This is a genomic window from Clostridium sp. (assembly GCF_051656525.1).
GTDB lineage: Bacteria > Bacillota > Clostridia > Clostridiales > Clostridiaceae > Clostridium.
Window position 1 is genome coordinate 1 of record NZ_JBOGCC010000408.1, and the last position, 12,480, is coordinate 12,480.

The window sequence follows — 12,480 nt, forward strand, 5'->3', positions numbered from 1 at the left end:
TTCTATACTGCAAGTGCTCCATGGCTTCCAACAAGATTCTCAATTGATGATGTTGCAGAAGCAGGAAGAAAGTTCTTAGGAACTTTATGGAATGTATATTCATTCTATGTTTTATATGCAGATTTAGATAAGTTTAATCCTAATGATTATGCTGATTTCGTATCAGAAAATGTAATGGATAAATGGATTTTATCAAAATTAAATACATTAATTGAAACTGTTGAAAATGGATTAGATAATTACTCAATCACAAACTCAGCATTAGCTATAGAAGAGTTTACTGATGAATTATCAAACTGGTATGTAAGAAGAAATAGATCAAGATTCTGGTCATCAGAATTAACTGATGATAAGATTGGAGCTTATGTAACATTAAATAAAGTTCTTGTAACATTATCAAAAGTTGCAGCACCATTTGTTCCATTCATAACAGAAGAAATTTATCAAAACTTAGTAGTTAATATGGATAAGAATGCAACTGAAAGTATTCACTTATGTTCATGGCCACAAGTTGATGAAAAAGCAATTGATAAAGAATTAGAAAAGGAAATGGATTTAGCTTATACAATAGTTAAACTTGGAAGAAGTGCTAGAAATGGAGCTAATGTTAAGAATAGACAGCCACTTTCTAAGATACTTGTATCAACAACTTCTTTACCAGAGTACTATGGAGATATAATTGCAAATGAGTTAAACATTAAAGAAATTGAGTTTGGAGCAGATCTTTCTAAATATGTTAACTTTGAAATTAAGCCTAATTTACCTGTACTTGGAAGAGCATATGGTAAGTTAATACCTGGAATCAAAAAAGAGATAGCTTCTAGAAACCAAATGGAATTAGCACAAAAAATTCAAAATGGTGGAGTTGAAGTTATAAATGTTGATGGAACTGAAATTGAATTAAATGCTCAAAGCTTACTTGTAACAATGCAAGGGCTTGAAGGGTTTGCTTTTGCAGGTGAAGGAGATACAGGAGTTGTTCTTGATACTCATATAACTGAAGAGTTAAAAGAAGAAGGGTATGTAAGAGAAATAATTTCAAAAATCCAAAACATGAGAAAAGAAAAAGGATTTGAAGTTGCAGATAATATAGAATTATTTGTTGCAGATAATGATATGTTATTAAATGTAATTAAGAAATTCCAAGACACAATTATGAAGGAAACTTTAACTAAAAAAGTTATTTATGGAGAAAGATCTGAGTACACAGAAGTAACTATAAATGGTGAAATATTAAAAATTAATGTTAAAGTTGTAAAATAGATATGTTTTAGAGGCCTTAATTTTAAGACCTCTAAATTTTTATAAAAAACTATCATTCACAGAAATTTCAATATATAATAGAATAAAGAGAATGTTTTCATAGGTGAAAATATTCTTTTGTTAAAAATAAATATTGAAACTTGCATTAAGAGTTAATGGTAAGTATAATAAATGGATTAATGGACGTATAGGAGGTAATGTTTATGGCTACATCTATAAAAGATGTTGCTAAAGAAGCAGGAGTTTCGATAGCAACAGTATCAAGAGTATTAAATGACATTGATGTTGTAAACGAAGATACTAAGAAAAAAGTATTAGATGCAATAAAAAAATTAGGATATAGGCCTAATATAGTAGCAAGAAGTTTAAAAACTCAAAGAACTAAAACAATAGGGATTCTTATACCAGATATATCAAGTCAATTTTATCCTGAGATTGTAAGAGGAGCAGAAGATGTTTCTAATATATATGATTACAATATAATTTTAGGAAACTCAGATTTTGACATTGAAAAAGAAAAGGAGTATTTAAGAGTTTTAAAAGAAAAAATGGTTGATGGTGTTATTTATATGAGTAGTTCACTTCAAGATGAAATACTTGATTTAATAAATGAACTAGATATTACAACTATTTTAGTTGAAACAGAAGATAAAGAAAAGAAACTACCAAGTGTAACAATAGATAATGTTATGGCAGGATATGATGGAACTAAGTACTTGTTAGATAAAGGGTTCAAAAACATAGCTTTTGTTGGAGCAGAAAAAGATGAAAGAAATGCATGGAATGATAGATACATAGGGTATAAAAAAGCATTAAAAGAGGCTAATCTAAGTTTTGAAGAAGATTTAGTATATTTATCAAACTTAAAATCTAAATCGGGAATAAAAGCAGCGAAGCAGTTTATTGAATCAGGTAAAAAGATAGATGCTGTAGTATGTGCTACTGACGAACTGGCAATGGGAGTTATAAATGGGCTTAGAGATAGTGGAATATGTGTTCCGGAAGATGTAAGTGTATTAGGATTTAATAATAACTACGTTGGAGAAATGTTCTATCCAAAATTAACGACTGTAGGACAACCGAGTTATGATATGGGTTCAGTTGCAATGAGAATGCTTATAAAACTTTTAAATAAGCAAGAACTTGAAGAAGCAAACTTTATATTACCTCATAATATAATAGAAAGAAATAGTGTTAAGTAAAAAGTATTAGAACTACTAAAATTTTAGTAGTTCTTTTTTTATGTTCAAAAATTAGAAAAAATATTAATAATTTGTTAAAATGAATTGGTAGATTAAAAAAGGGGGATAAGGGGAGTGGAAGAAAATAAATTAGGGAAAGAAAGCATAAGAAAGCTTTTAATTAGCTTTTCAGTGCCTGCTATTGTAGGGATGCTTGTAAATACTTTATATAATATTATTGATAGGATGTATATTGGGAATATTCCTGATGTTGGAAAGCTTGCAATAACAGGTGTTGGAATAACTATGCCTATTATGACTATTATACTGGCATTTGGAATGCTTGTAGGAGTTGGAACGGCAGCTAGAATTTCATTATATTTAGGAAAACATAATGAAAAGGTAGCAGAAAAGCATTTAGGAAATGCTTTTATATTAATAATAATATTTAGTATATTGCTTACAGTTTTAGGAATAGTGTTTATGGAACCTATATTAAAGGCTTTTGGTGCAGGGGTAGAAACAGAAATTTATGCTAAACAATATATGCAAATTATATTTGTTGGAACTATTGTTAGTATGATGAGTTTTGGATTAAATCATTCAATAAGAAGTGATGGAAGTCCTAAAATAGCAATGCTTTCAATGCTTATAGGTGCAGTTATTAATATAGTGTTAGATCCTATATTAATATTTGGATTAAACTTAGGTGTTAGAGGTGCTGCAATTGCAACTGTAATATCACAAATTGTTGCAACAGTTTGGATTTTATATTATTTTACTAAAGGAAAAAGCAATATAAAATTAAAGAAAGAAAACTTTAGACTTGAAAGAAAGATTGTATTAAGTATATTTTCAATAGGAATAAGTCCTTGTAGTATGCAGCTTGCAGCTTGTATTGTACAAGTTATAGCAAATAATTCACTAAAGCATTATGGTGGTGATTTAGCAATTGGTGCAATGACAATAGTTCAAAGTATTGGAATGATATTTTTAACACCTATATTTGGACTGAATCAAGGTTCGCAGCCAATAATAGGATATAATTATGGTGCTAAAAAATATAAGAGAGTTAAAGAGACGGTTTTTTATGGTGTAGTAGTAGCAACCATACTTGTTACAATAGGTTGGCTTGTAGTTCAATTTGCACCAGAATTTTTAATAAAGATATTTAATGATGATAAGGAACTTTTAGAAATATCTAAAAATGGATTAAGAATCTATTTAGCAGTAATACCAGTTATAGGATTCCAAATCATTAGCTCAAATTATTTTCAATCAGTGGGAAAAGCTAAAATATCGATGTTCTTAAGTCTTTTAAGACAAGTTATATTGTTAATTCCATTAATGCTTATATTACCAAGATATATGGGGCTAAATGGAATTTGGGTTGCTGGTGCTATAAGTGATGGTTTATCAGCAATTATAACAGCAATATTATTCTATAAGTCAATGAAAGAATTAAAGGTCACTAAAAATAAAGAAGTAAAAATTGTAGGGGTTAGTCTTTAAAAACATTTTTCACTATTTGTATAATAAGCAAAAAATACCTTTAAAATTTCTTTTGAAGTTAATAATATATTTTTCATGTTTGTTTCCTCCTAAGCTTTGTTAATCTATGATTTAATTTTAAGCTAAAGATGGAAAAGAACATATTGATTAAGGTTTCAATAATCTTACAAAATTGAAATGTTACATATAGCATTTCAATTTTTTTGGTGTAAAATAGAAAAAAATCAAAGATAGAGTTAAGTTTAACTCTATCTTTTTAGAATATGTTCTTCTCTTTTGATAAAATCCAAGATAATTCTAACTTAGTAAGAAGTTTTTCTTCTGATATTGAATGAAGTGTAGTTATAGTATTTTCAGATGTGTTTATAACTTCACTAGAAACATGAACTGTATGACCATGGCTAGTTTCTTTTTTAAATAAAACTTTAATATTAGAAATATCATAATTATTTATTATATCTGTTGGTAATGTATTTACTGCCATTTCCATATATCTTACATTATTAACATGATTATTAGAGTCTGTATCACTATAAGTCATAAGGAATTCATTTGAATAATCAATATTTTCAATTTCTTTTAAATCATCTAAAACAGGTGGATTTTCTAAATCTTCTTTTAATCCATAAACAGCTAGCTGCTCATCTGTTATTTTCATAGGTCTTCTTCTTTTAAAGTCAATTAAGATTGCAATAGAGTTTGCTTCTCCTAAAAGTTCACCTGAAGAAGATTTTATAGTGTAATGTCTATATCCATAGAATTTTCTAGTTCCAATAACTTCTGTTGAAACTGAAACAATATCATTAAATTTAGGATATTTATAGATATTTATATCGTATTTAAGCAACACCCATACTGAAGAATTGTCCATAACAAAACCTTCAGTTGTTTCGCCTAAGGCATCAGACTGTGTTATAACAACATCCCATAGATAGCTAGCTAATGTTGAAAATTTGCAGTAGTGTCTTGAATCAACATCATAAATATTGATTTTATAATCTTTAAAAAATGGTTTACTCATTTAATTTCTCCTTTGTTATATATAGTTACTTTAAATATTATAACAAAAAAACATATAAATTAGATTATTAACAGAAAAGTATAATAAATTAAATGTTTATTTTTGAAGATTAATCTTGTATCATCAATATATAGGATACTTTAAGGAGGAGAAGGAAAATGACAGCAGAAGAAATGATTAGATTAGAAGAATTACATAATAATTTTAGAGATTCTTTAGTAGATTTAAGAGAGTTTTTATTTTCAAATGGAGAAACAGTTCATTCAGATAAGGCAAAGGAGTTTAAGGCATCAATAGATGGATGTGTGAGAGAAGGAAAAATAATATTAAGAGATAATAATATTAAAACAAAAGAAGAACTTAAAGAGAAGTATACTAAATTTTTAATTCCAGACTTTTTAAATGAATTATTTGATTGTAACGTTTATATTCCAGAAGATGAAATAGATTGTGGATTATAAAAATTAAAGCTATAAGCAAAATTTGCTTATAGCTTTTTCTCTACTTTAATTGCTATTTTAGTTATATAATCATTTTTAGTTCTTGATGTTAAGCTATCTAAGATAGAATATTCATATGAGCCACTAATAGGTATAAAACCATATTCATCTATTTTATTTAATAGTTTTTTATAAGAAGTTCCAACTTCATCATAAGTTCCTTTGTGATAAATAACTGCATAAAGCCCTTTTTCTTTAGTATGAGTATTTACTTCATTTTCTTTTTTAGAAAGTGGAAGAAATACATATTGTGAGTTTGTGAAATCACCTTTTAAAAGAGAATCTTTAGAAATTATTACACCAATTTGATATGTGTAATAATGACCTAGCTCATCTATATTTTTAAAAAGTTTTTTTATAGCTATATCTGCTTGAAGAAAATCATTTGGAGACTTTACAGTTTCTGTAGCTAAATACTCTTTGTCCATTTTAATAAAAGAAACATTGTCATCGATTGAATCAATTATTTCTAGAGTTGAAATTTTAGCATCAATCTTTTTAATAAATTTATTTATAGTTTGTGCTTGAGTCTTTAGTTTAAGCCTCTGTTCTTTAAGCAAATGAAGAGTTTTATCAGAATCTCTATTATCTAAAAAAGATTTAATATCTTGAATTGAAATTCCAATTTCTCTTAAAATTAAGATATTATCTAAAAGTTCAAGTTGATCAGATGTATAATATCTATACCCATTGTTCTTATCTATAATATTAGGCTTAAAAAGTCCAATATTGTCATAATAAATAAGAGTTTGTTTTTTTAAGTTATTAAGTTTTGCAAATTCCCCTACTGTAAATTTTACGACCATTTTTACCCCCTAAATACGCCTTGACAGTATAGTAACTATATCCTTTATAGTAAAATTAGTCAAGAATTTAGGGGGTAGTAATTATGGAAGGAATTTTAAAAAAAGAGGAAGGATATTCAGGTTTTATAAGGTTTATATTACCGTCAATAGTAACTATGATATTTCTCTCCTTTTATGCAACAATTGATGGATTCTTTGTATCAAGGTTTGTTAGTTCAAATGCACTTGCAGGAATAAATATTGTATTGCCAATAACAGGGGTAGTTTTTGGAGTAGCAGTTATGCTAGCAACGGGTTCGGGGGCTTTAGTTGGAATGAAGCTTGGTAAAAAAGAGAAGAAAGAAGCAAGTGAATTATTTTCTTTTACATCTGCAGTTTTAATAGTTATTGCAGTTAGTCTAACTTTTTTAGGAACAATATTTTTAGAGGAAATATTAAAGTTTTTAGGAACAACAGAAATTTTATATCCTTATGCAAAAACTTATGGAAGAGTAACTATTTTGATGACTATTCCAATGATGCTTAAGTTATATATTGAGTATTATGCTAGGATAGATGGAAACCCACAGGTAGCTTTAAAGATGTCTACTATTGGACTAATATTTAATGTGATATTAGATTTTCTATTTATAGTGGTTTTTAAAATGGGGATATTAGGAGCAGCTCTTGGAACATTCTTTGCAATTATAGTCTCAACATTTGTAGGACTGAAATATTTTTTAAGCAGAAATTCTAATTTAAAATTTGTTAAGTTTAGAATGGATTTTAAAGCATTAGGGTATTCTTGTTACAATGGAAGTTCGGAAATGTTAACTGAATTATCAACAGGAATCACTACATTTTTATTTAATCAAGCTATTCTAACATTTCATGGTGAAAATGGTGTAGCAGCCATGTCTATAATAATCTATATTTATTACTTTTTTATAGCAGCATATTTCGGTGTAGCAGTAGGTGTAGCACCTGTTATAAGTTATAATTTAGGAGCTAGAAGGTTTGAGAAGATAAGAAAAACTTTAAAATTTAGTTTTCTAACAATTATAATAAGTGCAGTAATTATATTTATGATTTCTTTTTTAGGAAGAGAATTTATTGTGGGTATTTTTACTGAGGATATACATGTCTTTAATATAGCAACAGAAGGATTAAAAATATTTTCATTTGGATTTTTAATAATTGGATTTAATATTTTTATGTCAGGATACTTTACGTCAATTGGAAATGGAAAAGTATCAGCTATAATCTCAATTTTAAGATCATTAATATTTGTAGTTATAGGAATTAGCATTTTACCAGGTATTATGGGTTCTTCAGGTATCTTTGTAACTATAACAGTATCAGAAGTTTTAACAGTAATTTTTTCAATGTATTTTTATAAAAGAAATGATGTATTAGTAAAAATTAAGAAAAATTAAGAAAATAATAAGTTGTGATATGTAGATTATATGAGATAATAAAGACATAATATGGTAAAGGGGTTAATGAAAATATGAAATTTGTTAAAGAATTTTTTAAGATGCCAGGAACAGTGGGGGCTGTGGCACCTAGTAGTAAATACTTAGCAGAAAAAATGGTAGAAACAATTGATTTTGAAAACTGTAAATGTCTAGTAGAGTATGGACCAGGGACAGGAGTATTTACAGAAAAGCTTATAGCTAGAAAAAAAGAGGGCACGCTTCTTTTAATATTTGAAGTAAATAAAGAGTTCTATGATAAAATAGTAAATCTTTATGGGCATAAAGAAAATGTAAAAATAATCAATGATGGTGCTGAAAATATAAGAAAATATTTAGAAAAATATAATGTAAAAGAAGTTTCTTATATAGTATCAGGATTACCATTTACGGTTTTACCAAAAGAAATTTCAACTAAAATTTTAGAAGAAACAGAAGACTTATTAAGCGATAGTGGAAGATTTATAACATTCCAATATTCATTAGTGAAAATCGACTTATTTAAAAAGTATTTTAATGATATACAAACAAGAAAAACAATAAGAAATATACCACCAGCGTATGTTTTAGAATGTAAATAGTAAAAAATCAGTAGGAATTAGAATCTTACTGATTTTTTTATTTAGAAAAAAAGATATATTAAGTAAAAATAAGGAAAAGTTAGAAAATAGAAGGGTTATAAATATAAAATGACAAAATAAGGAAAAATGAAATTGTGAATAAAGTATGAATTACTGTATTATACAAGTAATACAGTAATACAAGGAGGTGAAATAGTGTTAGAGTTTAATACTAATGAGCCAATCTATATTCAAATAAAAAATTTTTTAGAAAAGAAAATTGTTTCAGAAGAATATAAGAAGGATTATAAATTATTATCAGTAAGGGAGCTTGCAACAGAACTTAAGGTTAATCCAAATACAATACAAAGAGTTTATGCAGAGCTTGAGGGAGAGAATCTTATTTACACAAAAAGAGGTATAGGAAAATTTGTTACAAGTGATAAAGAGGTTATAAGTAAAGTTAGAATGAATATGTCTAAAGAGATTATAAAGAAATTTATTAAAGATACGAAGGAATTAGGGTTTACAAGGGAAGAGATTATTAAAGCATATAATAATTTTTATGAGGAGATATAAAAATGGAGAATATATTAGAGGTTATAGATATTGAGAAAAGCTTTGGAAGAAAAAAAGTTTTAGATGGTATTTCATTTAATTTAGAAAAAGGAAATATCCTAGGAATTTTAGGACCAAATGGAAATGGAAAGACAACTCTTTTAAATATAATAGGAGGTCTTTTAAAGGCAGATTCAGGAGAAATTTTAGTGAATGGAATAAATGTATCTGAAGAGACAAAAAAGATGGTGTCTTATTTAAGAGACAGCAATCAATTTTATGATTGGATGAAGATTGAAGATACAATTAGATTTTATAAAGACTTTTTTGAGGATTTTGATGAAGAAAGAACAAGAAAGCTTTTAAAGTTTATGAATATAGAAGGAAATGAGAAACTTAGAAATTTATCAAAAGGAATGCTTGAGAAGGTTTCTTTAAGTCTTGTTTTTGGAAGAAAGGCTAAATTATATATTTTAGATGAGCCAATTTCAGGAGTAGATATATTATCACGTGATCAGATTGTAAATGCAATAATTGAAAATATGATAGAGGGTGCATCTATGATAATTACTACTCATTATGTTGGAGAGCTTGAAAGACTTTTAGATAAGGTTTTATTTATAAAGAATGGAAAAGTTGTAGAAAGTGATTATGCAGATAATATAAGAGAAAAATATGGAACATCTATAGAAGGTTCTTATAAAGAAATATTTAAGGGGTAAAAGGGTATGAAAAATATAATAAATATATTAAAACATGGTTTTAAGAAAAATAGAATTGTGGGAGGAGTAATATTTTTTATTTATATATTACTTTTAGCCTTAGCTACAAGTTTAGTTGGAAATGGAATAGTTTTATTTTTAAATTTCTTTTTTGTAATGATGGTATTGATGATTATACCAATAGTTTCATTCTTTAAATTTACAAGAAGACTATCAAAGGAAAATGCATTATTATTTTCAACACCAATAAAAAGTCATGAATATATAATAGCAAAAGTGATTGAATATACATTAGTTGCAGTCCCAATAGTTATAGTATTCTTTTCACAAGTTTTATTAGTGAATATTGCATATGAAGGTTTTTTAGATTTAGTTTATTTTGTTGAATTTACGTTATTAGGAGTAGGTGTAGCTTATATTTTAGGAGTTGTCTTTTATCTAAAAATGATATGTATATTTATAGGAGTAAAAAGATATATAAGAGGATATGGAGTAAGTATTTTAGGAACTATAGGAGTCCTTATTGGGATAGAGATAGTAAGTGAAGTGATAAATGGAGTTATTCATAAAATTATTCCACATTATTATTATGTAGAGATTATTGGAATCAGGATAGGGATAGTATATATAATACTTAGTTTAATAATTATAATTGGAGCTTATATTGTAGGTGAAAAATCATTAGAAAAAGGAATTGATTTTAATTAGAGGTGAAATATATGGTAAAGAAATTAGGGGTAATATTAGGACTTACTATGATGCTAGGCTTAACAGGGTGTAGTGTTAAGTTTGGAAAAATGGATTATAGTGAAAGAAATTATGATATAAAAACTACATTAATAAAAGTAGAAGAAAGTAACAAAGAAATAGCTTTTTCAATGAATGAAGAAAAAGATAGTATAGATAAAATAAATATAAAGATGAAAAGTGGAATAGTTACTTTTAGTGAAAGTAAAGGGGATAAGGTTGTAGTAAATATAATAGGAGATAAGGAATTTCTAGATACAAAATTTGAAAAAAAAATATTAGAAATAAATGATACCTATAGTATAGTGGGAGAAAGTTTTGATGATATTGCACATTTATCTAATGATGATTTAGGTACTATTATAAATATAGAGTTGCCTAAAGATTTTAATAAAAATATTGATATTAAAATTGGAGTTGGCTTTGTTAGTTTAGATGAAGTAAGCATTAATGAAGGAAATATTAGTATTGGAATTGGTGGAATTTTAAATAAGGAACTTTTTAAAGTGAATAAATTAAATGCTAGTGTTAAAGCTGGAGCAATAGATTTATTTATAGCTGAAGGGAAAGATATTAAAACAAACCAAGAAATGGGGAGTACTAGAGTTATAGTAGAAAATGCTAATGGAGAAATAGAAGTAGAGAATAAAATAGGGGAAAATCTAATAGAATATTTAAATGGAAATCCTAAATGTAGTGGAACTATAAAGATAGGAGAAAAAATAATAAATGAAAATGGTGGAGATACAGGAAAGATAAAATCTAAATTAAAGATAGGTCAAAACACTATAAAGAAAATAAAGAAAGAGACTATTGAAGAAAGAAGGGAATTTTTACCTGATGTAGAAATAGAGAATATGATAGAGAAAATTTCATAGGGGGAGAAAATATGAAGAAGGTTAAAAGAGTTTTGAGTCTTGCAATGAGTACAATGTTTGTACTTGGAGCATTTATTGGGTGTGGTGCAGATAAGAAGGAAGAAGTTAAAGAGCAAAAAGCTATAGCAAAAGGATATCAATGGGAGGCAACTAAGGATGGAAAAAGTATTTATTTAATAGGAACAATGCATCCGATAGATACTAAATATGATTATTTTTCAGAGGGAGTAAATAAAATAATTGAAAAGACAGATGTATTATCAGTTGAAGTAAATCCAACAGAGGCAGAGTTATTAGCTTTTGCAACTAGAATGGTACAGCCAGAAGGAAAAAGTATAGAATCAAATTTAAATGAGAAGCAAATAAAGGCATTAAAAGCATTATGTGAAGATGCAAAAATAGACTACAATCAAGTAAAAGTATTTAAATCATTCGGAGTAAGTCAGCTTATAAGTGAGGCTATTTATAAAAAAGCAGAGTTAACAATGGCAACTTTTGATGATCAATTAATTGAAAAATACAATAAAGATGGTAAAAAAGTAACACAAGTAGAAACATTAGAGTTTCAAGGGGATTTATTAGATGGTATTTTAGGAGATGAAGCATTAATTCAAACTTTAGATACTTATACTGAAGGTTCTTTTGATGAGATTGTTAAAGAAGATGTTGAATATGCTAAAGGCCTTATGGAAGCTTATAAAAATGGTGAAGAAAAAACTATGAATGAAGCTATTGATATGCAAAAGGAAGACAAAGAGACATATAAAGCACTTATAGTAGATAGAAATAAAGGAATGGTAGAAAAAATAGAAGGCTATATGAAAGAAAAAGAAAGTTATGTTGTAGCAGTTGGTACACTACACTTCTTTGGAGATGATAGCATAATTAAAATGTTAGAAGATAAGGGATATGAGATAAAGAAAATATCTTAGGAATGAAAAAGAATTACTTTGTAAAAGGTAATTCTTTTTTTAGTTAAGAGGGAAAAATTAAGAGAGAAGAGTTGTATATTGTAACGTTAGTTACAATGTATTCTAAGTAGTGATGGTATAATAAAAGAATAAAATGAGGAAGTTATAATTAAAATAGATGATAAATGGAAAGGAAAGATATAGATGGAGAATGGTTTAGGTGTACCGAATATGGTGAGTGGAACACATCATGGAAATTTACAGAAGATTCGTGATGGAAAGAGAACTTTTGGAATAACTCCACATATTCCAGGAGGATTTGTTAAGATTGAGGATTTAGAGAAGATAACAAATGTGGCTAAGAAGT

At 27.2% G+C, this 12,480-nt stretch carries 13 protein-coding genes and 1 pseudogene; 12 read left to right on the top strand and 2 right to left on the bottom strand.

Translation table 11 applies throughout. The annotated features are described in order from the left end of the window. From ACRDDY_RS19605 to ACRDDY_RS19615, 3 genes are all read left to right on the top strand, one after another. Window positions 1-1,263 (top strand): DUF5915 domain-containing protein (locus tag ACRDDY_RS19605; protein WP_438566590.1); only part of this gene is annotated, 1,263 nt, incomplete at its 5' end. Window positions 1,264-1,466: 203 nt separating this feature from the next. Then, on the top strand, window positions 1,467-2,465 hold the full coding sequence (locus ACRDDY_RS19610) for a LacI family DNA-binding transcriptional regulator (RefSeq protein ID WP_438566591.1): 999 nt from the start codon (window positions 1,467-1,469) through the stop codon (window positions 2,463-2,465). A gap of 114 nt (window positions 2,466-2,579) precedes the next feature. Next, a complete protein-coding gene (locus tag ACRDDY_RS19615; RefSeq protein ID WP_438566592.1) occupies window positions 2,580-3,956 on the top strand; it encodes an MATE family efflux transporter in 1,377 nt (458 codons plus the stop codon). A 256-nt stretch (window positions 3,957-4,212) separates the two neighbouring features. Here the strand turns inward: ACRDDY_RS19615 and ACRDDY_RS19620 are convergent, their stop codons facing one another. Then, window positions 4,213-4,977, bottom strand: a complete 765-nt coding sequence (locus ACRDDY_RS19620; RefSeq protein WP_438566593.1) for an acyl-[acyl-carrier-protein] thioesterase — start codon at window positions 4,975-4,977, stop codon at window positions 4,213-4,215. 158 nt (window positions 4,978-5,135) lie between these two features. Between ACRDDY_RS19620 and ACRDDY_RS19625 the strand changes: the two genes are divergently transcribed. Next, a complete protein-coding gene (locus tag ACRDDY_RS19625) occupies window positions 5,136-5,438 on the top strand; it encodes a hypothetical protein (protein WP_438566594.1) in 303 nt (100 codons plus the stop codon). Window positions 5,439-5,464: 26 nt separating this feature from the next. On the opposite strand, the gene ACRDDY_RS19630 is transcribed toward ACRDDY_RS19625, so the two are convergent. Then, window positions 5,465-6,283, bottom strand: coding sequence for a MerR family transcriptional regulator (locus ACRDDY_RS19630; RefSeq protein WP_438566595.1), 819 nt, complete (start codon window positions 6,281-6,283; stop codon window positions 5,465-5,467). 83 nt (window positions 6,284-6,366) lie between these two features. Here ACRDDY_RS19630 and ACRDDY_RS19635 point away from each other — a divergent pair, with 83 nt between their 5' ends. The 8 genes and pseudogenes from ACRDDY_RS19635 to ACRDDY_RS19670 all read left to right on the top strand — a co-directional run. Beyond that, window positions 6,367-7,698: an MATE family efflux transporter gene (locus ACRDDY_RS19635; protein WP_438566596.1), complete on the top strand. Its 1,332-nt coding sequence runs from the start codon at window positions 6,367-6,369 to the stop codon at window positions 7,696-7,698. Window positions 7,699-7,772: 74 nt separating this feature from the next. Continuing rightward, window positions 7,773-8,318, top strand: a complete 546-nt coding sequence (locus tag ACRDDY_RS19640; protein ID WP_438566597.1) for a class I SAM-dependent methyltransferase — start codon at window positions 7,773-7,775, stop codon at window positions 8,316-8,318. Between the two features lie 195 nt (window positions 8,319-8,513). Beyond that, window positions 8,514-8,876 carry a GntR family transcriptional regulator gene (locus tag ACRDDY_RS19645; protein WP_438566598.1) on the top strand — a complete coding sequence of 121 codons (363 nt, stop codon included), beginning with the start codon at window positions 8,514-8,516 and terminating at the stop codon, window positions 8,874-8,876. Between the two features lie 2 nt (window positions 8,877-8,878). Then, a complete protein-coding gene (locus ACRDDY_RS19650; RefSeq protein ID WP_438566599.1) occupies window positions 8,879-9,577 on the top strand; it encodes an ABC transporter ATP-binding protein in 699 nt (232 codons plus the stop codon). A gap of 6 nt (window positions 9,578-9,583) precedes the next feature. After that, window positions 9,584-10,285, top strand: a complete 702-nt coding sequence (locus tag ACRDDY_RS19655) for a hypothetical protein (RefSeq protein WP_438566600.1) — start codon at window positions 9,584-9,586, stop codon at window positions 10,283-10,285. 11 nt (window positions 10,286-10,296) lie between these two features. After that, on the top strand, window positions 10,297-11,202 hold the full coding sequence (locus ACRDDY_RS19660; RefSeq protein ID WP_438566601.1) for a hypothetical protein: 906 nt from the start codon (window positions 10,297-10,299) through the stop codon (window positions 11,200-11,202). Window positions 11,203-11,213: 11 nt separating this feature from the next. Beyond that, window positions 11,214-12,134: a TraB/GumN family protein gene (locus tag ACRDDY_RS19665; protein WP_438566602.1), complete on the top strand. Its 921-nt coding sequence runs from the start codon at window positions 11,214-11,216 to the stop codon at window positions 12,132-12,134. A gap of 183 nt (window positions 12,135-12,317) precedes the next feature. Further along, a pseudogene (locus ACRDDY_RS19670) lies at window positions 12,318-12,480 on the top strand (NAD(P)/FAD-dependent oxidoreductase); the annotation flags it as partial.